The 23,563-nt window shown below is 65.7% G+C and carries 24 protein-coding genes, 1 pseudogene and 1 riboswitch; of the genes and pseudogenes, 18 read left to right on the top strand and 7 right to left on the bottom strand.

Annotated elements, in window-relative coordinates; genetic code table 11:
* The first annotated feature begins 65 nt into the window (after positions 1-65).
* The 5 genes from G6N31_RS12810 to G6N31_RS12800 all read left to right on the top strand — a co-directional run bounded on the left by G6N31_RS12810 (position 66) and on the right by G6N31_RS12800 (position 4,264).
* Entirely contained in the window at positions 66-1,196 is a 1,131-nt protein-coding gene (locus G6N31_RS12810) for a tyrosine-type recombinase/integrase (protein ID WP_098002894.1), read from the top strand.
* A gap of 841 nt (positions 1,197-2,037) precedes the next feature.
* The gene (locus tag G6N31_RS27880; RefSeq protein WP_494337380.1) at positions 2,038-2,439 is read left to right on the top strand and encodes a hypothetical protein; all 402 of its coding nucleotides are present in this window, start codon (positions 2,038-2,040) and stop codon (positions 2,437-2,439) included.
* Positions 2,436-2,567, top strand: coding sequence for a hypothetical protein (locus tag G6N31_RS27655; protein ID WP_264033399.1), 132 nt, complete (start codon positions 2,436-2,438; stop codon positions 2,565-2,567). Before G6N31_RS27880 ends, G6N31_RS27655 begins: the two co-directional genes overlap by 4 nt.
* A gap of 289 nt (positions 2,568-2,856) precedes the next feature.
* Entirely contained in the window at positions 2,857-3,534 is a 678-nt protein-coding gene (locus G6N31_RS12805) for a protein rep (protein WP_133117675.1), read from the top strand.
* Between the two features lie 334 nt (positions 3,535-3,868).
* Entirely contained in the window at positions 3,869-4,264 is a 396-nt protein-coding gene (locus G6N31_RS12800; RefSeq protein WP_133117674.1) for a hypothetical protein, read from the top strand.
* A gap of 264 nt (positions 4,265-4,528) precedes the next feature.
* On the opposite strand, the gene G6N31_RS12795 is transcribed toward G6N31_RS12800, so the two are convergent.
* The gene (locus tag G6N31_RS12795) at positions 4,529-5,302 is read right to left on the bottom strand and encodes a hypothetical protein (RefSeq protein ID WP_179964304.1); all 774 of its coding nucleotides are present in this window, start codon (positions 5,300-5,302) and stop codon (positions 4,529-4,531) included.
* 125 nt (positions 5,303-5,427) lie between these two features.
* Entirely contained in the window at positions 5,428-5,709 is a 282-nt protein-coding gene (locus tag G6N31_RS12790) for a hypothetical protein (protein WP_098002890.1), read from the bottom strand.
* Between the two features lie 339 nt (positions 5,710-6,048).
* Here G6N31_RS12790 and G6N31_RS12785 point away from each other — a divergent pair, with 339 nt between their 5' ends.
* The 11 genes and pseudogenes from G6N31_RS12785 to istB (G6N31_RS12735) all read left to right on the top strand — a co-directional run bounded on the left by G6N31_RS12785 (position 6,049) and on the right by istB (G6N31_RS12735) (position 17,814).
* Complete coding sequence (locus tag G6N31_RS12785) at positions 6,049-6,393, top strand: DUF732 domain-containing protein (protein WP_098002889.1); 345 nt, start codon at positions 6,049-6,051, stop codon at positions 6,391-6,393.
* Positions 6,394-6,449: 56 nt separating this feature from the next.
* A complete protein-coding gene (locus G6N31_RS12780; RefSeq protein WP_133117673.1) occupies positions 6,450-6,731 on the top strand; it encodes a hypothetical protein in 282 nt (93 codons plus the stop codon).
* Between the two features lie 380 nt (positions 6,732-7,111).
* Positions 7,112-8,224 carry an LpqN/LpqT family lipoprotein gene (locus tag G6N31_RS12775; RefSeq protein ID WP_163722159.1) on the top strand — a complete coding sequence of 371 codons (1,113 nt, stop codon included), beginning with the start codon at positions 7,112-7,114 and terminating at the stop codon, positions 8,222-8,224.
* A 318-nt stretch (positions 8,225-8,542) separates the two neighbouring features.
* Positions 8,543-9,142 (top strand): recombinase family protein, encoded by a 600-nt coding sequence (locus G6N31_RS12770; protein ID WP_098002970.1) that lies wholly within the window; start codon positions 8,543-8,545, stop codon positions 9,140-9,142.
* Positions 9,143-9,186: 44 nt separating this feature from the next.
* Positions 9,187-9,519 (top strand): hypothetical protein, encoded by a 333-nt coding sequence (locus G6N31_RS12765; RefSeq protein ID WP_098002886.1) that lies wholly within the window; start codon positions 9,187-9,189, stop codon positions 9,517-9,519.
* A 44-nt stretch (positions 9,520-9,563) separates the two neighbouring features.
* Positions 9,564-9,677, top strand: a riboswitch (SAM riboswitch).
* Positions 9,678-9,710: 33 nt separating this feature from the next.
* Positions 9,711-11,192, top strand: a pseudogene (locus tag G6N31_RS12760) (ADP-ribosylglycohydrolase family protein).
* A 444-nt stretch (positions 11,193-11,636) separates the two neighbouring features.
* Entirely contained in the window at positions 11,637-12,854 is a 1,218-nt protein-coding gene (gene istA, locus G6N31_RS12755) for an IS21 family transposase (RefSeq protein ID WP_098002885.1), read from the top strand.
* On the top strand, positions 12,854-13,672 hold the full coding sequence (istB, locus tag G6N31_RS12750; protein WP_098002884.1) for an IS21-like element helper ATPase IstB: 819 nt from the start codon (positions 12,854-12,856) through the stop codon (positions 13,670-13,672). The genes istA (G6N31_RS12755) and istB (G6N31_RS12750) overlap by 1 nt, the downstream gene beginning before the upstream one ends.
* A 137-nt stretch (positions 13,673-13,809) precedes the next feature.
* Entirely contained in the window at positions 13,810-15,216 is a 1,407-nt protein-coding gene (locus G6N31_RS12745; protein WP_098002883.1) for a Mu transposase domain-containing protein, read from the top strand.
* A 73-nt stretch (positions 15,217-15,289) separates the two neighbouring features.
* On the top strand, positions 15,290-17,008 hold the full coding sequence (gene istA / locus G6N31_RS12740) for an IS21 family transposase (protein WP_008720624.1): 1,719 nt from the start codon (positions 15,290-15,292) through the stop codon (positions 17,006-17,008).
* Complete coding sequence (gene istB / locus G6N31_RS12735) at positions 17,005-17,814, top strand: IS21-like element helper ATPase IstB (protein ID WP_006246577.1); 810 nt, start codon at positions 17,005-17,007, stop codon at positions 17,812-17,814. Before istA (G6N31_RS12740) ends, istB (G6N31_RS12735) begins: the two co-directional genes overlap by 4 nt.
* A 48-nt stretch (positions 17,815-17,862) precedes the next feature.
* Here the strand turns inward: istB (G6N31_RS12735) and G6N31_RS12730 are convergent, their stop codons facing one another.
* The 5 genes from G6N31_RS12730 to merA are packed head-to-tail and all read right to left on the bottom strand — an operon-like array spanning position 17,863 to position 21,712.
* The gene (locus G6N31_RS12730; protein WP_048472691.1) at positions 17,863-18,741 is read right to left on the bottom strand and encodes a cytochrome c biogenesis CcdA family protein; all 879 of its coding nucleotides are present in this window, start codon (positions 18,739-18,741) and stop codon (positions 17,863-17,865) included.
* Positions 18,742-18,744: 3 nt separating this feature from the next.
* Positions 18,745-19,269: a TlpA family protein disulfide reductase gene (locus G6N31_RS12725; RefSeq protein ID WP_006246580.1), complete on the bottom strand. Its 525-nt coding sequence runs from the start codon at positions 19,267-19,269 to the stop codon at positions 18,745-18,747.
* Positions 19,266-19,559 (bottom strand): mercuric ion transporter MerT, encoded by a 294-nt coding sequence (merT, locus tag G6N31_RS12720; RefSeq protein WP_006246581.1) that lies wholly within the window; start codon positions 19,557-19,559, stop codon positions 19,266-19,268. Before merT ends, G6N31_RS12725 begins: the two co-directional genes overlap by 4 nt.
* Before the next feature lie 31 nt (positions 19,560-19,590).
* On the bottom strand, positions 19,591-20,250 hold the full coding sequence (gene merB / locus G6N31_RS12715; protein WP_006246582.1) for an organomercurial lyase MerB: 660 nt from the start codon (positions 20,248-20,250) through the stop codon (positions 19,591-19,593).
* A 37-nt stretch (positions 20,251-20,287) separates the two neighbouring features.
* The gene (merA, locus tag G6N31_RS12710; protein WP_006246583.1) at positions 20,288-21,712 is read right to left on the bottom strand and encodes a mercury(II) reductase; all 1,425 of its coding nucleotides are present in this window, start codon (positions 21,710-21,712) and stop codon (positions 20,288-20,290) included.
* Between the two features lie 105 nt (positions 21,713-21,817).
* Here merA and G6N31_RS12705 point away from each other — a divergent pair, with 105 nt between their 5' ends.
* Together G6N31_RS12705 and istB (G6N31_RS12700) are read left to right on the top strand one after the other, a co-directional pair.
* Positions 21,818-22,207, top strand: a complete 390-nt coding sequence (locus tag G6N31_RS12705) for a heavy metal-responsive transcriptional regulator (RefSeq protein ID WP_006246584.1) — start codon at positions 21,818-21,820, stop codon at positions 22,205-22,207.
* A gap of 150 nt (positions 22,208-22,357) precedes the next feature.
* On the top strand, positions 22,358-23,203 hold the full coding sequence (gene istB / locus G6N31_RS12700) for an IS21-like element helper ATPase IstB (protein WP_098002882.1): 846 nt from the start codon (positions 22,358-22,360) through the stop codon (positions 23,201-23,203).
* Positions 23,204-23,563: the final 360 nt, after the last annotated feature.

The following is a 23,563-nucleotide window of genomic DNA, read 5'->3' as shown; positions in this document are numbered from 1 at the left end:
AACCCCTGACCTGCTTTCTTTTCTCATCAACACCCCATCAACATTCGAGGTCTATAGTCGCCGTCATGGCGTCGCTGAGATCGGTCACGCGCAAGAACGGCAGCACGTACGTCCAGGTCCTCTACCGGCTCGATGGCAAGCAGACCTCGACTTCATTTGAGGACCTTGCGACCGCGACCAAGTTCAAGGGTCTGGTCGAGAAGTTCGGAGCTGCCCAGGCGCTGACGACACTGGGCTCCGACCCGGATATGACGACGATGACGGTGCGCGAGTGGATCGAGCACCACATCGCCCACCTGACCGGTCTACGGAAATCGACGCTCTGGGACTACCAAAGCTATCTGCGCAGGGACATTGGACCCGGACTAGGTGACCTCCCGCTGACCGGACTGACTCGCGAACACATCGCGAAGTGGACTCAGGACCTCGCAGACAGGGGAACTTCAGGTAAGACCATCTCGAACAAGCATGGCTTCCTCTCCTCGGCCTTGAACGCTGCAGTCCGGGCGGGGCGCATCACCACTAACCCGGCTTTGGGTCAGCGCCTGCCGACCTCCGAGCGACCGGACATGATCTGTCTATCCCGCGAGGACTTCGCCCGACTCCTGGAGAACGTCACCGACTACTGGAAGCCGCTCGTGGAGTTCCTCGTGGCATCGGGTTGCCGGTGGGGCGAGGCGACCGCGCTCAAGCCTTCTGACATTGACCTGACAACCAGCACTGTCAGGATCTCCCGCGCCTGGAAGCGGACATACGACCGTGGCGGATACGAGATCGGCCCGCCGAAGACGAAGCGGTCGATCAGGACGATTAACGTGCCGAAGGCGACCCTGGACAAGTTGGACCTGACGGGGGAGTGGGTCTTCCGCAACAAGGCAGGCACCTTCGTTAAGGGCAACGGCTTCCACGATCGAGTCTGGTCTGCTGCCGTCGAGCGGACCTGGCCGACGAAGGATCTCGACGGCAACCCGCTGAACAGCACGCCGGAGGCTCCGATCCTCAAACCCCGGATTCACGACCTACGGCATACCTGTGCAAGCTGGCTCGTCCTGGCCGGTGTCCCGCTGCCTGTCGTTCAGGCTCACCTAGGCCACGAGTCAGTGAACACAACGATCTCGATGTACACACACCTGGACCGCAGCTCGATGCAGGCGGCGGCCGACGCGATAGGGGTTGCGTTGAGTGGGGCTGGCTAGGCCACTTCTAGGTCAGTCCTTGCATATCGCTAGGCGAACTCCATACGAGTGCTTTATCAAAGACATTGGAGGGCAACGCAATTCAGAATCAGGTGATTGACGTAGTTTGATGTGCGCGATAGGCTGCTGCGCAGGGAACCACGTGTTGTTCCGTCCGTTGAGGTAGTGCAACGGGGCGGTCGGAGACATGTTCCGACGGGACGTCAGGGTCGGAAAACAACAAACCCAAGACCGGCACACTTCGTCCCTTTGTCGAGCGATCTTTCGGAGTTTCCGTGCCTCTTACTCATGAACTTCGCGTCTGTGTCGAAAAGCTCGGCGCTCCATCCGAACGTTGGTTGATCGAGCAACTTCGCTCTGGGCGGCTTCCTGGCCGGAAGGTGGGTCGTCACTGGCGCATGACTGACCAAGACATAGCTGATGCGCTGGATGCCCTGTCGAACAACCCCTTAAGGAAGCCAGCGGCCGACTCTGTAGCGACGCCGTCTGGACTTACACCGACCTCGCGGAAGCGGGTGATGGTGCGGTGAATCGGCGGGAACGAAAGGGGGAAGTAGAAGCGAGTGCTTTAGACCGGATCCTGCATCTCCCCGCATTCCTAGGACTGGATCCTGCTGCGCGCGAACAGCTCAGCGACCGCCTAGATAGACATCGTGTATTCACGGGCCTGTCCCGGGACGATGCCGAAGTCGTCTTCACCGCGGTCGTCGCGGGTGTAGGTGCGTCGTCTGGCTCGACGAGAGCGTCGTCTGGCTCGACGAGAGCGCTGCGCCGACGCGCACAAGACGTAGCGCTTGACCAGGTCCCTGCCGACGACCGGGACGCTGTCGACCGGTCGTTGATGCTGGCGGTCGACATCGTGGAGAACAAGTGTCTTGATACAGAAGAACCATTACCCGCCGGAAATCCTGCCGGGCGGGTGACGTCGGCTGTGTGCCCCGGGGATCGCGTTCTGGTTAGACGAGACGAGTCGAAGCACCCGTCCCGGGGGACCTGGCCGCAATTCCGGGGGTTCGTCGGGACGATCGTCGACATTAACTCTGATCGTAAGCGTCCGGAGCGCACCGAGTTTGGCGTCGTCTTCGGAAGCGCTCCTCCGCGGCGGGACCGCCCGACCCGTTACACATATGCGAGCAACGCGGTGGTTTGGTTCAGGGCGTACGAGTTGACCCTCTGCACGGCTCCTGAGCGCCACGCTGGCCGACGATCTGCCGTCGCCGGTAGTCCTGGGAGGGGGAGATGAGAGCGCCCCGCCCCAACGTCGATCAGGCGGCACGAGATGCCCTTGAGGATGTTGGGCTGCCTGAGGAGATCTACGTCGCCCCCGACGAACTGGCCGCGGCTCACGTCGACGAATCGACAGCGTCGTGAAGGTCGGGGTCCGGTTGCCGGAATCTTCCCGGCAAGGACGTCAGTCGGCGCTCGGCCCACCTCGCCTATGGCCGACAGAAAGGCTCCGGCGGCCGCGAGTGTCGGCGACGTGCTGGGCATCGTTGTCTCCTCGACAGTCCGTTCGTGGCGGGTGAGTACGGCATCTGCGAATGCTCGGTGGAGCGCACTTCGGAAGCTGCGCGCCTTCGGGCAATCACTCTCGGAGGACGATCGCCTCAAGAGTTGTGGCGGTGTCATTTCCAGAGGAAGGAGGGGCTCATCTGAGGAGGTGCTCGATCGATTCAAGTCTTGCCATTTTTGCTGGATCTGCCCGGTGTGTGGTGTGCGTGAGGCTGAGAAGCAAGCGGACAAACTCGCTGGGCGGCTGGAAGGGTGGGTCCGGCGGGGCGGCCGCGCAGGGTTTCTGACCCTGACCCAGCGGCACAGCTACTACGACGACCTCCTGCAACTCTGGAATTGGCTTGAATTTGCTTCAGGCCGCGCGCTGCGGGCGTCGTCCGTGAGGGATGCAGGCGTGTGTGCGCTCTTCAGGTCGGCTGAGATAGTGCACCACCCTGATAGCGGGTGGAACGTCCATACCCACAGCATCCTCTTCCTCGGACACGCCATGTCCGCCAGCGAGCTGGCTCAACTCAAGTCAGTAATCGCCGATCGCTTCGTCCAAGCCATCCACCGTCAAGGAGGCAGCGCAGATCGACAAGGGCAGGACCTGAGAATGGTCGAGGTCAATACCGAGCGCACGATTGCCGCCTACTGCTTGAAGGGGACGACCATCTACAGATCCGATGACGGATCTCGTACTCCAATGCAAGTACTGGCCGACATCGAAAGCACGGACACCGAAGACGACCACCGCCGGTGGAGCGAAGTATCGTCGTTCGCACTACATAGGCCCGGAAAGCGCTTCAAGTACACGCCTGGAATCGACAGGCTGTGCCTCCCCTAGGACCGGTCATCCCACGATGCAGCCAGCTTTGTCCACTGTTTACCACCAGCGACCTCTCTTGATCTATAAGGGAAATAACTCGACACCAGCGCTCCCTGAGCGCCGCTGAACTTGTTGAAGTGCAATGAATTTAGGAACATTCGACTATCTTTATGCCCCTAATGGTGGGCGTGGATGTCCGGCGGAGAGGTCTGTGACCAGCAAATTCCCTTTATTGGGGAACAGCATTCGAACAGGGCGCCTCTAGGGTAAAGCAAGTCGAAGTTCAAACTAGGTACGAAATGTTCTGCCCGGTAGCTTGTTTCGGCTGTCATCGTGTTCGATGATCGAGTGCATGACCAGGCATGGCACTTTCGTGGCAGCGCCCGCCGAGCACCACGGTCGGGCCTTGCAGCTGCGGGTGTCTGAGCCCCGCTGCCGCATCTGCCGCGACCCGGAGACCCGTCGCACGGTTAACCATCTTCTTGATCGCCGCCAGGCTCTGCTCACGGTGCGCGACGTGTGCGAAGTGGTGGGGCAGGAGGTTTCGGCGCCAGGTCTTACCTACCGCGCCATCCTCGGACACCTGGAGCCGCTGAACGCGCTGAGGCCCGAGCGGGATCAGATCACTTATGACAGCCTCTGGGTCCACGCGCAGCGGCACCACGATTGGCGCGGTGTCGTCGCGTACTGGTGCGCCCGGCTCGACCGGGAGCTTGGTGAGCGTCTACGTCGGATGCGCCAGACCTAGCACTCTTCGCGGACACATTGCTCCGAGCTCCCGCGTAGCCCCGAGACGTAAACCTTCTGCACAGGCTCTGAACGACCGTCTGGGCCACGATCCGGGCTCCTTGGTGGAAGCCGGAAGGGCAAGCGCGAACACCGCGCCCCTGCGGCTCCTGAGAAGGCGGTCTATTGGTCGCTTCAACGGAGTTCGCTTGCGGGATGGGCAGCCGGTCCTGCGTGGCGAGCACGCTACACCAACGTCATCGCCGCGAACTCTGCAAAGATCAGCTCAGCTGAGTCTGCGTATATCCGGCGGTGCGGGCCGCCTCATGGCTGCGCTGGGCCTCTGAGGGCGAGTCCCTGGCTGCTCGACGACTTCGGCCGCCGGGTTCACTGATGCGGCAGCGATACCGACCACCACCTCATAGCCAAAGGTCGGATCAACTGCGACGTGCATCCCAAGCTCGGTGATCCTGCCGTCACGCGGATGCCACGCGCGGTTCGAGTAGGTGCGTCCCAGGATCGGGTCAAGAGAGTCGATCGTCTGCTTCCAGAGGTTGAGCCAGTTTCTGCGAGGACCCACCGTGAAGGAGAGTTCGAGTCTGACCGCGCCTTCGGGCAGTTGTTGGGCGCCTGCGACAGCGGCGTGGATCTGCTGCTTATATGCGACGCTCGACGACGAAGCGGTTGTCCTCGCCACGAGAACGTCCGCCGGAGCAGCGGTTTCGCTTGCCGCCTCGATGCGCACGAACGACCGCTCGCTGTGCTGCTTCGTGCACCACACCGAAACAAGATCGGGACGGTCCCTCAAGTGCCACGCGAGCAGATAGGCATAGTTATCGAGGTCCGCCATGTCGAGCAGGTCACGTCCAGCCGGAAGGTCGACGTCGAGTCGTAGCGCCCATGGCCCCTCGGTATACGGGCCCGCAAGCAGTGACTTGGTGTCGTCGAGATATTCGCGCAACCGAACTTGGTCAGGATGGTCTGCCTTGTCCCACGATGCCAGCCGAGGCGCGACTCGGAGCTGATGGGCGGTGTTTTCCGGACGGATGAACCAGCGCACCCTCGCACGGTAGCGACGCAGGCCGACAAATTTTCACAGTCGGGAGATTGCGCAGCCAATCTTTGCGAGAGGCCCAGCCGCAAGGCTCGCGATGCGGATCACTTCACTCCAGCAAGGCTCGGTGATCAGAAGGAGTAGACGTTGTCGACGCTGACGAACATGCCGCGGCCGCTGGCGGTGTGGGTGAACCGGGTGCCGTTGAAACTTGGGTTGATGGTCCAGCCGTTCACGCGGTAAGTCTTCCCGTATTCGAGGACGATGTCACTGGCGAGCGCCTCTGCTGAGCCGCCGATGTTGCCGATGTCCCAGTTGAAGGCGCCGGAACCTCTTACGACCGCCAGGTTCCAATGGATCCCCGAGGAGCCTGCCGGTGCCTGTGGGAAGCCCGGGTTGTATTCGCACACCACCAGAGGTCCTCCCCCGTGGGACACGTCGTTCGCGGTGACGAGACACCGGACCTTGCCGGATTGCGTCCGAACCGATCGGGTGTCATCAGCGGATGCAATGGGTGTCAGGCCCAGTGTGCACACTGCGACGAAGACTGAAATTGCTGACCACCCGCACCTCAACGACATTGTCGCCCCTCCCCAATTCTGCTCTTCGCGGTGACCCATGCCGCTGCGTCCGGCAGGCTAGCAGCTTCTTCAATCCAGCAGACCTGGTTTCGCGGGCAGCTCGAAAGTTTGCCGAATCCGCTTACGCAGGTCGGGGAACGTGGAGAATGTTGATGTAGGGGAGGCATTCTTATGGAATTTCGATCACTGGCAGGTGCTGCAGGCTGCGCGGCCGCCTTCGGTGTGGCCGTGTTGGTAGCGCCAGGCGCACAAGCTGATCCTCAATTCAATGCCGCTGAAAAGCAGTACCTAGGTGAGCTCTACCTTTACGTCCATCCCAGCGTGACCCCGCCCCGGCTTGTCGAATTGGGCCATCTCGCCTGCGCGGCCCGCCGCGATGGCGCCACGTCAGACCAAGCCAGGGAGGTGGTCTGGCGGAACCTAGACGCCGCCGGGGTGGTCTCCTCGAACGCCGAAATGGGCACCCTGGTACACGTCGCCGTGGACAACCTCTGCCCTGAAGTCGGATATCCGTGAACCATCATCTTCGAATGTCCCCGCGCCTTCTCCCACTCCTCGCAACGGCGCTCTTCATGACCGTGATGGCGGCGCCAATGGCTACAGCGAGCCCAGAGTTCTTTCTAGAAGAAGTTCGCGAAAAAGTTCAGACCCCGATAACTGACGGTCAGGCGTTGCGACTCGGCGATGTCGCGTGCCGCGCGCTGCGGGCAGGAGTCGAGAAGGGTCTGACGTTCGGCCAGGCCCGCAACGAAGCTGACAACGCGGTCGGAAGCGCTTCTCAGCAGCTCGGACTGGGCCTCACCCTGGCGGACGGGATGTTTCTTGTGGAAGCCGCCGAGCATCAGTTGTGCTGATAAGAAGTTCCTGTTGAGACCCGGGGTGGGGTGGGGGCTAGAACTACCTAAAGTTCCTGAGCGCCGCCAAGTCGGATCGGGGGTTTCGATATCCGGAGTAAGAGCCGACAACCGCGAGGGGGGACTGGGAATCTGATGCCGAAGTGCAAGTTCAGATGAACGGTGTCTTGCGAGGTTTCCGGAGATAGCCTAGGTCCTGCGAGCCGCACCCAGGGGGGAGTATGTCTACCCAAGCCTTACCGCCGAATCAAAACCAGCCTGCTACGTGGCCGCCAGACGCCGCGCCGTATTACCGACCCACTCTGTTCTTAGCCGTCGCGGCGTGCGCGGGGGTCGTTGTCGGCAGCATCGCGCCGTGGGTAGAGGTGTTGGTGTTCAGTGTGAATGGCTTCGATATCGAGTATTGGGGGGTATCTACAGCGATTCTGGGGTTCGTTTCCGGCGTCGCGCTGTTCACACTGTTGTTCTTCACGAGCACGCTCCTTGACGTGAAATGGGCGGCCCCACTCAGCCTGGGTGTATTCGTGGCTGGGGTTGCGTGCTTGACCGCCGCGGTGCTCACCATCGTCAGGGTGGTGTCCATCCCCGAGGAGGACCTCCTAGGTGTTTTACTTGGCGCGCGCGTCGGGTGGGGGTTATGGCTCTTAGTCTTTTCGTCAGCGGTCCTATGCGTGACGACGTTCGTGGCGAACCGGCAGGTCATTAAGGGCGTCGAGCGCTCTGAAACCGGGAATTGGGCTAGCTATTGGGAGACCGCCGCCTACTCCGCGGCGGTACTTATCGTGATATCTGGCGTGGTCGTCGCCCAGTCGGATGGCCTGACGTCCGAGGATCTCGCCAGTGATCGCGAATCGTTGACGCCTTCGAGAATATTGGGCGACTCGCTGGACGATCCGACGACTTCCCGAACGATCAAACCGACTCGATCAAGTACCGTTCCGCGTCCGACCGCGACACGCAGTCCTACCGTCACCCTCGACGATTACATCGCTGAGAACGATCTGGTGCGCACGCCCGTATTGCCGGGAGACCCGGGTGCACCGACCATCGATTTACCGACGCCACAAGGGTGGGTCGACATGGGTACCGACGCCCCAGCGGACGCGTACCGCGCGCTGACAACACGCAGGCAGGGTGAAGCGACGTCGGCCGCGGACCCCGCGATGATTGTCGCGCGGGTCTTCAAACTCACTGGAGGCGCGGATCCGGCCCGGGTCTTGCGGGTCGCCCCCAATGAGCTGCGAGCCCTCCCCAACTTCGAGGGGCCAGAGGTGGGCCAGAGCGGTGAGCTCAGCGGCTTCGAGGCGGTGACCATCGGTGGCATATATGTCCGCGGAGGCGATCGCCGCATGGTCGCGCAGAAGACCGTTGCCATCCCCGGGACCAGTGGACTGTTCGTGCTGCAGATAGACGCCGAGGGTATTGAAGAGCACGCGGACGCCCTGATGGACGGCACGCAGGCGATCGATGACGAAACCCGCATTTTCCCATGACGCGGTGATCAGCCGACCGACTCGGATGCCATGCTTGACGTCCGTTCCTTGCGCCGGTCGCGTGCACGTGATGCAACGGTCGCCGAGAATGGGTGACCGACGAAGGTCTGACTTTCGGTGACTGGGAGGCGCGGGGGCATCGAGTAGCAGGAGAAGTTCGTCTCAAATCTTTAATTTCGAGACGTCGTTGGCGAGCCGCTGTGCGGGAATGAAACTCCCAGGAGTTTCGTCTCAATAGTTGTCGCGTATCATAAGGGTTTCGATCTGATTAGTGAGACGGGCGGTCGTTCGGCATCGGGAACGGGGGTACCGGTGTCGATGACAACTACAGATTCCCTCACCGCGTCCGGGCAGCTGCTCGGCTACGCCCGCGTGTCCACGGGTCATCAGTCACTCGATGCGCAGATCGACGCCCTGACGGCCGCGGGGGTCGACCCGGAGCGGATCTACCGTGACAAGCTCACGGGCACCTCTACCCGCGAACAGCGGCCCGGCCTGGCCACGCTGCTCGATTACGCCCGCCCGGGTGACACCATCGTGGTCGCTGGTGTCGACCGCCTGGGCCGCAGCGCCACCGAGGTCATGATCACTATCCGCGACCTTGGCGAGCGCAGCATCGTGTTGAGGTCGCTGCGGGAGGGCGTCGACACCAGCACGTCGGTGGGCCGCATGATCGCCGGAGTGATGGCGTCGCTGGCTGAGCTGGAGCTCGAACTCCAGCGAGAACGCCGAGCGGCAGCGAAATCGGCCCGGAAGGCGCGTGGGCTGGGGATCGGCCGCCCGCGGCGACTGAGCGACGCCCAGATTCGGCAGGCCGCTCAGCTTCGGGCCAGCGGCGAGCCGGTGCCCGCGATCGCTCAGATCCTCGGGGTCAGTCGGGCGACGCTGTACCGCGCCCTGACCGCACCCGACGACTGACGACCAGGCGGGACGGCTCCGGTCCGCAGACAAGGAGGTTCAACATGCTCGGATGGTCAGTGACGGTGCACCGCGACTCGTGGGGCCCGTCGATGTCGAAAGACAGGATCCTCGCGCGCTGGAACGCTGGCATCAGCGGGGTGGACTGGGTTCTCGCACTCATCAAGAACCGCAAGGGCGTCCAGCTGGCAGTGGGCGGCTACCCCTCCACCTTCAGCGTGTACGCCGACGACGTGCTGCCACTGATCGGCGAACCGGTACCGCCGGACAGCCCGTTGAACGAGCGCGGCGTCTGGAATGTGTATCTCAACCGCGAGGCGATCGCTCGATGCGGCAGCCGTGAGCGGCTGCTGGTCGAGGTATGGGATCAGAGCTAGCTGCAGCGTTCGAAGTTTCGCATTCGCAGCTACAATTAAGGGCGCTTCACGAGTTGCCGTCGGCAAGCTCCGACTGGAACGGCACGCCAACCCCACGCTCGTGGGTGGCTCGGATGACGAAGCGGTCGGCGCCCATTCGGCGTTGACAAGAGCGCCTCCTCATTGAGGCCCCGGAACAGCCGGGAGCAAATGTGTCGAATACGAAGCTGACAAGCGCGCAGCGAGACCGCGGCGTCGGTATCCTCGTCGGCGCGGCCGCGGGCGACGCGCTCGGCGCCGGACACGAGTTCAATCCACCGATGAAGGCCGATCTTCAGATCGGGATGATCGGCGGCGGTCTTGGTCCGTTCGCGCCGGGCGAGTGGACCGACGACACGTCGATGGCCATCGCCATTGCCGAGATCGCCGCCACCGGCGCTGACCTTAGGGCCGAAAAGTCACTGGACTACATCGTCGAGCGCTGGCACTGGTGGGCACGCACGGCCAAGGGCATCGGCAACCAAACCGCAACCGTGTTGTCGGCCGCCGGGAAACAAGGCGTTTCGGCGGTGACTGCCCGCGAAGAGTCAGAAGCTCTGCACCGTCGCACGGGCCGCAGCGCAGGCAACGGCTCGCTGATGCGCACCGCACCCGTCGCGCTGGCCTACCTTCACGATGAGGCAGCACTGGCGCAGGCGGCCCGCACTATCAGCGAGTTGACGCACTTCGATCCGGATGCGGGAGACGCGTGCGTCCTATGGTGCACCGCAATCCGCCACGCCGTGCTCACCGGTGAGCTCGATGTCCGGATCGGGTTAACGCACATCGATGCCGACCGTCGGGGCCTCTGGCGGGCGCGTCTGGCCGAGGCACAGGAGCGCCCACCCTCGGCGTTCACTGCTGCCAACGGGTGGGTGGTCGCAGCGCTACAGGCCGCCTGGTCGGCGATCGCCACAACGCCAGTGCCCGCCGAGGAACCAGCCGCTGGGGCCTTTCGCGTCGGCCACCTGAGTCGGGCCCTGGAAGCGGCTGTCCGCAGTGGGGGCGACACCGACACGGTGGCCGCGATCGCCGGGGGGGCTACTCGGTGCGGTCTACGGAGCCTCGGGTGTGCCATGGCAGTGGCGGCTCGCTCTCAAGGGCTGGCCGGGCCTTGATACCCGCGGGCTGATGCACCTGGCCGACCTGATCATCGACGGCGGCGAACCGATGCGACTCAACCGCGCCTACCCATTGACAAGGGGTTATCCGATCCCGGGATCGCACCCCTATGACGACGGCCTGGTGATCGGTGTAGCCCACTCGCTGCGCAAGCTACCCGCCACGGTCGACGCCGTGGTGTCGCTATGCCGAGTCGCCGATGGGCACATACCAGCTCACGCTCTTCATCTCGACGTTCGCTTGATCGACCAGATCGGCGAGAACCTCAACCTCGACTTCGTCCTCGCCGACACCGTGTGGGCGATCGAAGCGCTGCGTGAACAAGGCCGCACGGTGTTCGTCCACTGTGTGGGAGCGATCAGTCGCACACCAACGATCGCTGCGCTGTACGGCGCTCGACTCAAGGGTGTCACCACGACCGGGCCCTCGCGGACGTCTGCGACGTGTTGCCCCAAGCCGATCCCAATCCCGATTTCCGCGCGGCACTGCGACGGCTCCACGCAGTGGAGTCGACCAACTCAGGAGCTACGTGATGGGTACCGAGCTGCACCGGGGTTTGCGGCCGTCCAGGATCCACTCCCGCGGGTACGCTGACACCTGGGGACCGTACTGGGACGTGCTCTTCCGGCCCCGACTCGTCACCGAGTGGATTGACTGGAAGCGCGCATCGACCGGAGTCAGCATCGCGCGCCGGTTATGGGCACAACGCGAATATCTCCGCCGCATCTATGAATCCGTTCATGGGACAGACCCGGTGCTATGGCCGTCGCGGCACCCGGGCGTCGTTCTCGATGCTGTATCCGCCACCGGCCACGCCGCTTGCCTGAGCTGCCAGTGGTGACCGCGCTCGCTGAAATTCCCCACTGACGCTCATCGAAATTCCCCACCCGTGTGGCTTGTCAGCTCCGGTCGAAAAGTGAGCAGGTAGTTCCGGTCGAAAAGTGAGCACTTCACCTTTCGATTGGAGAGTGATTACTGTGGAGGATTGGGCGGAGATTCGCCGGCTGTATCGGTCGGAGAAGCTGTCGCAGGCTGCGATCGCGCGGCGGTTGTCCTTATCGCGAAACACCGTGGCCAAGGCACTGGCGGCCGATGCGCCACCTCGATATGAGCGGGTACCGGTCACAACCTCGGCGTGGGCGCAGGTTGAACCGCTGGTGCGGGCGCTGCTGACCGATCACCCGACGATGGCCGCGACGGTGCTCGCCGAGCGGGTGCGCTGGGAGGGCGGGCATTCCTGGTTCGCTGAGTGCGTGGCCCGCATCCGCCCGGAGTACGTGCCGGTCGATCCGTGCGACCGACTGGTGCATCTGCCCGGCGAGCAGGTGCAGTGCGATCTGTGGCTGCCCGGCCACCTGGTGCCCGATCACCGCGGGGTGTTGCGGTCGTTTCCGGTGCTGGTGATGGTCGCGGCCTGCTCACGGTTCATCGCGGCGATGATGATCCCCTCGAAGGTGACCGGGGATCTGCTGGCCGGGATGTGGCTGCTGCTCTCCGAATGCATCGGAGGTGTGCCACGGACCTTGTTGTGGGACAACGAGTCCGGAATCGGGCAACGCGGGCGCCTGGCACAGGGCGTGACCGGGTTCTGCGGCGTGCTGGGCACACGGTTGGTCCAGGCCCGACCCTACGATCCAGAAACCAAGGGCGTCGTGGAGAGGGCCAACCAGTATCTGGACACCTCGTTTCTGCCCGGGCGCACCTTCGCTTCGGCAGCGGACTTCAACATCCAGCTGATGCACTGGCTGACCGTCAAAGCCAACCAACGTCGCCATGCCGGCACCCACGACGTGCCCGCCCAAGCGCTGGTGGCGGATAGGGCCGCGATGGCCGACCTGCCGCCGGTAGCCCCAGCGGTCGGCACGACAGTGACCACACGGTTGGGTCGCGATTACTACGTGAACTCCGGCGGCAACGCCTACTCGGTGCATCCGGAGGTGATCGGCCGGATGGTCACCGTGCACACCGGCCTGGACCGGATCACGGTGCGCTGCGGCGACCGTGTGGCGGCCGATCATGAACGGCTCTGGGGCACAGCCGGATTAGTCGCCGATCCAACCCATGTGGCGGCTGCCGCGGAGTTGCGGGAGCAGTACCGCACCCGGCCCACTGGCGGCCGCCATCTCGAGGTGGATGTCGAGGTGGCCGACCTGAGCGCCTACGACGCGGTGTTCGGGACTGGGGAGGTCGCCTGATGCCCACCACAAAACGCACCGTTTCGGCTCCGGGTGAGGCTGACAAACTCATCGCTCATCAAGCCCGGCTGTTGAAGGCGCCGCGGATCGCTGCGCACTATCACCGCCTGGCCGAGCAGGGTCGGGCAGCGAACTGGTCGCTGGAGGACTATCTCGGGGCGGTCCTGGCCGTGGAGTCCAATGCCCGCGCAGAATCCGGTGCCCGCCAACGCATCCGGTATGCCGGATTCCCCGCGGTCAAGACGATCGCCGATTTCGACTTCACCGCCCAACCCGCAGTGGACCGGGCTCAGATCGCCCGCTTAGAGGCCGGGGGTTGGCTGGCCGAGGCCCGCAACATCGTGCTGCTCGGGCCACCCGGTACCGGCAAGACTCATCTGGCCACTGCGTTGGCGATCGCGGCCGCCCACGCCGGGCACCGGGTCGCGTTCGCCCCGGCCACCGGCTGGATCACCCGCCTGGCCGAAGCCCACCGCACCAACCGCCTCGACGCCGAACTGCGCAAGATCTCGCGCTACGGGCTCATCGTGATCGACGAAGTCGGCTACATCCCGTTCGACACCGAAGCGGCCAACCTGTTCTTCCAGCTGGTCTCCACCCGATACGAGAAATCATCGATAATCTTGACCTCCAACCTGCCGTTCTCCCGCTGGGGACAGGTCTTCGGTGAAGCCACCATCGCCTCCGCGATGATCGACCGGATCGTCCACCACGCCGACGTCATCGCCCTCAAAGGGGCCAGCTACCGCATCAAACACACCGCGATCGACACACTGCCCTCCGTCGAAGCCGACCGTGAGGCAGACTCAACCCCGTAAACCTGCTCACTTTTCAACCGGAGCAGGCTGCTCAGGATTCAACCGGAGCTGACATGGCTCCGCCGAGAAGGGCGGGCCTCCCTCGAAGCTGCTGGTGTCTGACGCCAGTTGCTCCATCGAAGGAGGCCCGCTTTCTCATGCTCACATGGGAGGACGACTTGGAAGTACATGCCCTACGCAAACGTGGTTTGACGATCTCAGCGATCGCCCGCCACACCGGGTTCGACCGCAAGACGATCCGCAAGTATCTGGCCGGTGACGGCGAACCGGGGGTCCGGGCCCGCAGTGGCCCGGATCCGTTCGAGCCGTTCGTCGACTACGTCACCGCCCGACTGATCGAGGACCCGCACCTGTGGGCCCGCACTCTGTTCGACGAGCTCGAGGAGTTGGGGTTCGGTCTGTCGTATCAGAGCCTGACCCGCAACATCCGTGCTCGGGATCTGCGTCCGGTCTGCCAGGCGTGCCGCACGGCCACCCAGCGTCCGAACTCGGTGATCCCACACGCCCCGGGTGAGGAAACCCAATGGGACTGGCTGGAATTGCCCGATCCGCCCGCGTCCTGGGGATGGGGCAAGACCGCACACTTACTCGTCGGCTCGTTGGCCCACTCCGGCAAGTGGCGAGCCGCGCTGGCCCCGGCCGAGGATCAGCCGCACTTGGTCGCCGGCCTCGACCGCGTGACCCGCGGGTTGGGCGGGTGCACGCGGGTGTGGCGCTTCGATCGGATGGCCACAGTCTGCGACCCCGGCAGCGGCCGGGTGACCACGTCGTTCGCCGGGGTGGCTAAGCACTACGGGGTCTCGGTGGCCATCTGCCCGCCTCGGCGCGGCAACCGCAAAGGTGTGGTGGAAAAGGTCAACCACACCGCCGCGCAACGCTGGTGGCGCACCCTGGCCGACGACATCACCGTCGAGGCGGCTCAGGCCAGCGTGGACCGCTTCGCCCTGGTGCGCGGCGACACCCGGCTACGGGCCACCGCCGAGGGCCGGTCCTCGGTCGCCGTAGTGGCCAAGGCTGAACCCCTGACCCCGCCGCCGGCGCTGCCGTATCCGGTGATCGTCTCCGAGACCCGCACCGCCTCACGCCAGGCATTGGTGTCCTACCGCGGCAACCGCTACTCAGTGCCCCCAGAACTGGCCGCCGCCCAAGTCGCGGTGTCCCATCCGGTCGGCGCTGAATTCCTCGACATCGCCACCACCAGCGGCATCGTGATCGCCCGGCATCGGATGGCCGCTGACGGTCTCGGGCTGATGGTGCGTGACAGCGGCCATGTCATCGCCTTGGACAGCGCCGCGATGGCCACTGCCACCACCGGGCGCCCACACCGCCGCAAGGAACGCATCCCACCCGGTCCGGCCGCTAAAGCCGCCGCCGCACAACTACTCCAGCAGCACAACACCGCTTCAAGTATCGACCAATCCCACACTCCATCAACCGATTCCACCGTGATCGATCTGTCTGGCGGTGACAGTCTGATTCGGGACCAGTGTGACGGTCTGATTCGGGACCCACCCGGGCTTCGGCGTGGCGTCGTGACGGCTTGATCTGGACCCACTTCCGTGGCGTCAGGAGGACCCGCATCCAGCGGTCCTCGCGGCACCGGAAGTGGGTTTCGGGATGAGGGTGCGTGTGGAACTGTTCGCTGCGATCCGTCGGGACGCCCGGGTCGAGGGCATGTCGATCCGAGCGCTCGCACGCAAGCACCAAGTCGGACGCGGCACCGTTCGCCGGGCCCTCACGTCCGCGGAACCACCGCCGCGGAAGACCCCGGTGCGTTCCTCGCCCCGGTTGGATCCGTTCAAGTCGGCCATCGACGACATGCTCCGCGCCGACCTTGAGGCGCCGCGGAAGCAACGGCACACCGCCCGCCGGATCCACGTCCGCCTCATCGAGGAACACGACGCCATTGAGGTGTCGTACTCGACGGTTCGCGACTACGTCCGCATCCGCCGCACGCAGATCGGCCTCGAAGCTGGCCGCCGGGTCGAAGTCATGATCCCCCAGGAGCACGCGCCAGGCGCAGAAGCAGAAGTCGACTTCGGCGAGCTCTACGTCATCCTGGCCGGGGTGAAGACGAAGGTCTTCCTCTTCACATTCAGGTTGAGTTACTCCGGGAAGGCGGTGCACCGGATCTACGCCACCCAAGGCCAAGAGGCGTTCCTCGAGGGCCACATCGCCGCGTTCAACGAGATCGGCGGCATCCCCGCCCGGCACGTCCGGTACGACAACCTCACCGCCGCAGTCACCCGGGTCGTCAACGCGCGCGGTCGTGAGCGGGTAGAGAACGACCGCTGGGTGCTGTTCCGCTCTCACTTCGGGTTCGACGCGTTCTACTGCCAGCCGGGCATCGCCGGGGCACATGAGAAGGGCGGTGTGGAAGGCGACGTCGGCCGGTTCCGCCGCCAGCACCTCGTGCCCATGCCCGTCGTCGACTCGCTCGACGAGCTGAACGAGAAGGTCCGTGCCTTGGACGCCGCCGACGACCGCCGACGGATCTCGTCGCGGATCCGGACCGTCGGCGAGGACTTCGCGACCGAACGCGAGAACCTCGCGCCGCTCCCGGTCGAGGGGTTCGACCCCGGGCTGATGCTGAACCCGATGGTCGACCGCTCCGCGATGATCACCGTCCGCATGGCCCGGTACTCCGTCCCGGCGCGGTTCATCCACCGCCGCGTCCGCGTCTCCTTGCGCGCATCCGAGGTCGTCGTGTTCGACGGCCGACTCCAGATCGCCCGGCACGCCCGCGTCATCACAAGGGGTGGCCAGTCGGTGAACCTCGACCACTACCTCGAGGTGCTCAAGGGTAAGCCGGGCGCATTGCCAGGCTCCACCGCGTTGGCGCAGGCCCGCGAATCGGGGGCGTTCACGCCTGCGCATGAGGCGTTCTGGGCGAACGCCCGCAGGCGGCTCGGGGATGCGGTCGGCACCCGGGAACTGATCGACGTGCTCCTACTGCACCGCGCCATGGCCGCCGACGAAGTCGAAGCCGGGCTGCTCGCCGCAGTGAGCGTCGGTGCAGTCTCAGCTGATGTGGTCGCGGTCGAAGCACGCCTGCACACCACCCTCGCAGCGCCCACCGGGGCCAGTTCAGACCGTCATCCCGTTGCGCAGCCCAGCGATGGCGAACGACGAGATGGCGACGCCAAGCGCAGCCGGAAGGTCGTGTCCCTCACCGAACGCCTGCTGCTCGACCCGGCCGCGGTCATCGCCGGCCTCCCGCCCGACACCCGGCCGCTGCCGTCGATGGAGAAATACCAGCAACTGCTCGGCCGCCGCACCGGCACCGACCACCACCCCGACCCGATGAGTCCCGATGAGAGCGGAGCACCCCGATGAGCACAGTCACCAGCGTGACCACCACCTTGCGCCGCCGCCGCGGCCTGACCGAGGAAGCCGCCGTAGCGGCGGTCGACCAGGCCTGCCGGAGGCTCCGGCTCCCGACCATGCGGGCCCTGCTTGGCGACGCGGTCGCGGCGGCGAACAAGGACCAGTTGACCTACACCGGATTCCTCGCCGAGCTGCTCCTGGCCGAGTGCGACGACCGCGACCGTCGGTCCACCATCCGGCGCGTGAACGGCGCCGGGTTCCCGCGGAGCAAGTTCCTCGCGGACTTCGACTTCGACGCCAACTCGAACATCAACCCCGCCACCATCCACCAGTTGGCGACCGGCGAGTGGGTGCGGAAGGGCCAGCCGCTGTGCCTGATCGGGGATTCCGGCACCGGCAAGTCTCACCTGCTCATCGGCATGGGGACCGCAGCCGCGGAAAAGGGATTCCGGGTAAAGTACACCCTCGCCACGAGGCTGGTGAACGAGCTTGTAGAAGCAGCCGATGAGAAGCAGTTGGCCCGCACGATCGCTCGTTACGGCCGCGTCGACCTGCTCTGCATTGACGAGCTCGGCTACATGGAACTGGACCGCCGCGGCGCCGAACTCCTCTTCCAGGTCCTCACCGAGCGAGAGGAGAAGAACAGCGTGGCAATCGCGTCCAACGAGGGCTTCGCCGGCTGGACCAAGACCTTCACGGACCCGCGCCTGTGCGCGGCCATCGTCGACCGCCTCACCTTCGGCGGCAACATCATCGAAACTGGTACCGACTCCTACCGGCTGGCGTCGACCCGGTCAGGGAACGCGTCGCGGTGACGCAATCAACCGAGCCTGTTTCGTGCGCACGCCGCACCCGGTGGGCTGTCACTGCGTGCTGTCCCGCGTGGTCATCGGGCGCCCCCGAAGGATCCGGCGGCGTCGCTGGAGAACCCCGAGCGCCAGCACTACCAGCGCAGACGCGGCAGCGAGCGCGCCGATGAGTGTCGCCCGTGTCTGGATCCAGCTGGAGACCACCGCGGAGACGTCAGTGAGTCCGCCACCACGGCCCGCGGCGACCGGGGCGTCGCTGGTGGCCGCCGGGTACCAGTACCAGGCCAGATAGGCGCCGGTGAGCAGCAGGACGACAGCGGTGACCCGTGGGCCATGGCGGGCCAATCGCGCGACGTGGCGGGTGAGTCCGCTGCCTGCCGCGGCGGTGGCCAGGGCGAGCAGCAGCAGGACGGTCGCCGAGCCAGCAGCGTAGACACCGAAGACGAGCAGGAGCCCGGCATAGCTGTAGGTGGCCTGCGCCTGCGCGATGACCGCGAGGATCACCCCGAACGTGCACGACAGCGAAGCCAGCGCGTAGCCGACCCCAAACGCAGCCATCCGGGCAGTGGGTGGGAGTCCCGCGGCTGCCCGGCCGGGGATCCGAGGCACCCGCACCGAGACCGAGCGTCCGGCTAGCATCCACAGGCCGAGAACCACCAGCAGGATGCCGACGGCCAGGCCAAGCGACGGCGCGGCGCGAATCAGCCCTCGGGCGCCGGCGCTGACTACCAGGCCAGCTGCCGCGAGGGTGCCGGCGAACCCCACCGCCAACACGAGACCGGCCCGCAGCGCCCGCAGCAGCCGCACCGGGACCGTTGAGGCATCGGTGTCGCCGAGGGTGTGGGTGATCCAGGCCGGGAGTAGCGCGAACCCGCACGGGTTCACGGGCGCGACCATGCCGGCCGCGAAGGCGAGGGTGAGCAGTCCGCCCATGGGTCAGGCTCCGGCCTTTGCCAGTTCGGCGGTGATCGTCGCGGCGTCGGGGTCGGTGGCGCGGAAGGTCACCGTGCCGTCGGCGTCGACGACGATCAGGGTGGACAGAGCGGCCACCTCGAATCGCCGGGAGAGTGCCGCGCCATCGTCGATTGCGGCCGGTACGTGTTCGGCGTCGACGGACTCCATGAAGTCGCCGATCAGGGCCTTGGATTCGCCGGGGTCCATGTCGACGGCGAGGAAGCTTGCCACGGTGCCGGCGTTCTCGGCGGTGGTGGCGGCCTCGCCGAGGGACCGGACGCCGTTGACGCATTCGCCGCACCCGACGGAGAAGAAGAACACCGCGGTGGGCTTCCCGTTGGCGGGCAGGCTGATCTGCTGGCCATCGACGCTGGTCACGGTGGCGGGTGAACCGGAACCGGCGGTCGCGGGGTCGGCACTGTTGCCGCAGGCGGTCAGGGTCAGCGATCCGGCGGCGAGTACGGCGGCGATCGAGAGCGCGGCGTGGTGGCGGCGGGTGATTCTCATCGGTTCTGCTCGTCCTTCGGGTCGACGTTTTCGTTGGTGGGCATGGGCGGGCAGCAGCCGTGGCCGGCGGTGCCGCCGCCGCGGCGGGAGATGGCAATCAGCGCGAGGATCGCCAGGGCGATCCCGGCGCCGATGACCCACGGGTTGCGGAGGAACGCGCCGATACCGGCGATCGCGCCACCGGCGATGAGGATGGGGAGCAGGGCGCAACAGGCGACCATGAGCAGCGCGGCGCCGGCTCCGAGGAGCAGGCCGCTGCCTCCCGGGCGATCGTCGTGGTTGGACATCATCGGTGTTCTCATTCCCTTCAGTGGGTATGGGTCAGCAGCAGCTGTGGCTGTCGTCGGCCGCGGCGGGCGCCTGGAGGCGGTTGAGCAGGCCGGTGGCGAGGGCGGCCCCGATCCGGCACGCCTCGGCCACCGGGACCACCTCCGCGCCGGGGTGCTCGGCCAGCCAGCCCGCGGCGTCCTCGGGGGAGGTGAAGTAGTGCACCTGGTTGCAGAAGGAGGAACGGATCGAGGTGATCTGCTCCGGGTTCACCAGCGACACCACCGCGGTGGGCGGATCGACGCTGGTTGCACCTTCTGTGGGGTCGACGTTGACCCGAACCGGCTCGCCGCTGACCGGGGAGGCCGACTCCACCTTTGCCGGGCGGTCCAGCAGGGCGGGGAAGATCAGCGTGTCCAGCGCACACCAGGTGTAGAGCTCCTCACCGGCCACGGTGAACCGGTGCGGGGTGGGGCGCAGGGTGAGGCCCTGGCCGATGATCCGGCCCTGATCGTCGTACTCGGTGTCCGGCACCGCCGCGAGACCGCGCCGTACGTCATCGAGGGTGCGGCTCGCAGCCGCGGCGAGTTGCTCGACGGTGACGGGGTCGCCGTCGACGAGCAGCCGCAGCAGCGGGATCAGCAGGCCGGCGTCAAGGCCGGTCTCCTCGGGTCGGGTGAGTCGTTGGGGCAGTTGGGTGCTGAGGTCCGACATCGCGGATGCCTCCTTCGTTGAGTGGGGTGGGTGCGGGTCAGGCGCAGCAGGAGAGCTTGGAGACGTCGGTGGTGAAGGCCTTCGCGACGATCCGGATGCCCTCGGTCATGGTCAGGTAAGGCGCCCAGGCGTCGGCGACCTCGGCGATGGTCTTGCCGATGATGTGGACGCCCGCGGCGGCCAGTTCGCCGGCGTCCTTGGCGACCGCGGTCAGGCCGAGGATCTCGCCGGTGTCGGCGTTGGCGACCATCTTGATGAAGCCGCGGGTGTCCCGGTTGACCAGCGTTCGCGGCACGTATTCCAGCGGGAGCACCCGGCAGTCGCAGCGGATCCCGGCCGCGAGGACTTGGGCCTCAGTCATCCCGACTGCGCCGATCGCGGGACTGGTGAACGTGACCCGGGGCAGCCGCATGTAGTCCACCGACCGCTCGGCGTCGGTGAAGGCGTTCTCGGCGACCACGGTGCCGTGGTGGGCGGCGACATAGACGAACTCGGGGTGCCCGGTCACGTCACCGGCCGCCCAGATCCGCGGGTTGGAGGACTGCAGCTGGTCGGTGACCACGATCTCGCCGACCTCGCCAGTCTTCACCTCGACCGCGTCGAGGTTGAGCCCGTCGGTCACCGGTCGGCGGCCGAGAGCGACCAGAACCTCGTCGGCGCGGAACTCCTGCGCGCCACCGGAGACGTCCGCGGTCACCACCACCTGGCCGGTGGCGGCGTCGCGGGTCACGCGGGTCGGGACCGCTCGGCGGACCACCCGGATGCCCTCATCGGCGAAGACCTCCTGCAGCGCCTTGGAGACCTCCGACTCCTCCTTCGACGCGAGCCGGGACCGAACCAGCAGGGTCACCGTCGACCCGAGCCGGGCGAACAGCTGCGCCTGCTCCAGGGCCACGTAGCCACCACCGAGCACCAGCAGCGAGTCGGGGACCTCGGTCAACTCCATCGCCGTAGTCGAGGTCAGGTACCCGGCCTCCTCCAACCCTTGGATCGGCGGGGCCCAGGGACGGGACCCGGTGGCCACCAGGTACTGCGCTGCCTCGATGGTCTCGACGCTGCCATCCGCCGCGGCGACCTCGAGCAGGGGCGAATCCGGAGTGCCGGCGAACGCGGCGTTGCCGCGGCGGACCTGCCAACCGTAGGAGTCGGCGACGTCGACGTACTTCTCACCCCGCAGGGCCTCGACGAGATCCTGCTTTCCGCCGATCAGGGCCGGCATGTCCACCGCGCCCGCGACGCTGGCGATGCCCGGGAACCGGGTCGGCGCGTCCGCGGCCACGTGCCGGGCCTCCGCGGCTGCGATCAGTGCCTTCGACGGCACGCAGCCGGTGTTCACACACGTGCCGCCGAACGTGCCACGCTCGACCATCACCACCGACTTGCCCAGAGAGGTCGCACGAATGGCCGCCGCGAACGCACCGCCGCCGGATCCGATGATCGCGAGGTCGTACCTGGTCTGCATCCCGATTCCTCCCAGAACTGTTGGGAAACGCTCCTGATGCAGCGATACTGGACCTTCCAGTAAAGGGGAAGGTCAAGCGAGACCTGCGACACGATGGAGGCCGGGATGCGGATCGGAGAACTCGCCGAGGCGGCAGGCACGACCACCAAGACTCTGCGGTTCTACGAAGAGCAAGGGCTGCTGCCCCCGGCCGAACGCACACCGGCCGGCTACCGCGACTACACCCCCGACGCGGTCAGCCGGATCGACTTCGTCCACCGCGGCCAAGCGGCCGGGCTCACCCTCGCCCAGATCAAGCAGATCCTCGACATCCGCGACCACGGCCAAGCTCCCTGCGGCCACGTACGTGACCTGCTGGACGCGCGCCTTGCCGACATCGACGCGCAGATCGCCGACCTCACAACACTTCGCGACAACGTGGCTGCGCTCCGCGACGATGCAGCCCTCCCAGAGCCCGAAACCTGTAGCCCCGATCAGGTCTGCAGATACCTATAGCCCTCGCCACTCGGCAGTGACCACCGAGACCAAGGGCGTGATTAGCCGGTGCCAGGTGGGTCCCAGTCAGGCCGTCATCGTGGTCCCAGATCGGGTTGACACAGCCAATCTGTCCGCCTACGAGCGGGCCGCCCAGAACAGGACCCTCCAATGACTCCCACCCCACGCACCCCGAAGACCACCACCACGACCATCGCCGAGGAGTCAGCCTCAGCAGCGGCCAGCCGGTATCAGCAGCTACGTTCGCACCTGGCCGAGCTCAAACTAATCGCGGCCGCTGAAGCCCTTCCGGCGGTGCTCGACCAAGCCAGCGCCGAAGGACTCTCACTCACCGCTGCCCTGGAAAGACTGCTGGCCGTCGAAGTCGAAGCCTCCACCGCCCGCCGCCTGGCCGGCCGGTTGCGGTTCGCCTGCCTGCCCACCCCGGCCACCCTCGATGACTTCAACGTCGACGCCGCCGCCGGTATCGACCGCAAGCTCATCGACGAGCTGGGCACCTGCCGCTACCTCGAGTCCGCCACGAATATCCTGCTCATCGGCCCACCAGGCACCGGGAAAACCCACCTCAGCGTCGGCTTGGCCAGAGCCGCCGCATACGCCGGCTACCGCACGTACTTCACCACCGCCGCCGACCTGGCCGCCCGCTGCCATCGCGCCGCGATCGAGGGCCGCTGGGCGACCACCATGCGCTTCTACGCCGGGCCGACCCTGCTAGTGATCGACGAACTGGGCTACCTACCACTACCGGCCGAAGCCGCCTCGGCACTGTTTCAAGTTGTCTCCCAACGCTATCTGAAGACCAGCATTGTCATCACCACCAACCGTGGCGTAGGCGCCTGGGGCGAGATCCTCGGCGACACCACCGTCGCAGCCGCCATGCTCGACCGCCTGCTACACCGCTCCGTGGTCATCAATCTCGACGGCGAGTCCTACCGCCTCCGTGACCACCAGGCCGCCGCCCAAACCCTGCGCCGCGCCACCACCGGCACTCGCTAACAACTACACTGACCGCTGCTCACAGGTGAGGAATTTCAGAGAGCACACCTGGGGAAATTCGTTGAGCGTGATCAGTGGATGGGTGTGCGCACACGATCTCCACTCTTTGCTGCTCGACGGCACGAATACTCCGACGGGTCACGAAGTAGTGGGTGAGCTCGAAGAGGCACATCCGCCGTTCGGAACCGACCTTGGGCAACTGCCTACGACCGCAGCATGCTGTCGTCGTCGACGATCGCCGCGAAAAAGACTGGAATGCTGGTAGACGCCCAGAATCTCGTTAAGGTCTACGCCCTCAACCGCTCAGTAAGTCAGATTGCCTGGTCGGCGGGCATCGCGTTGCCTTCACCGTGTTGAGAT

It is taken from the genome of Mycolicibacterium duvalii (assembly GCF_010726645.1).
Lineage (GTDB): Bacteria > Actinomycetota > Actinomycetes > Mycobacteriales > Mycobacteriaceae > Mycobacterium > Mycobacterium duvalii.
Note: the sequence above shows the minus strand (reverse complement) of the source record. Positions and strands in the feature narration are given on the sequence as shown.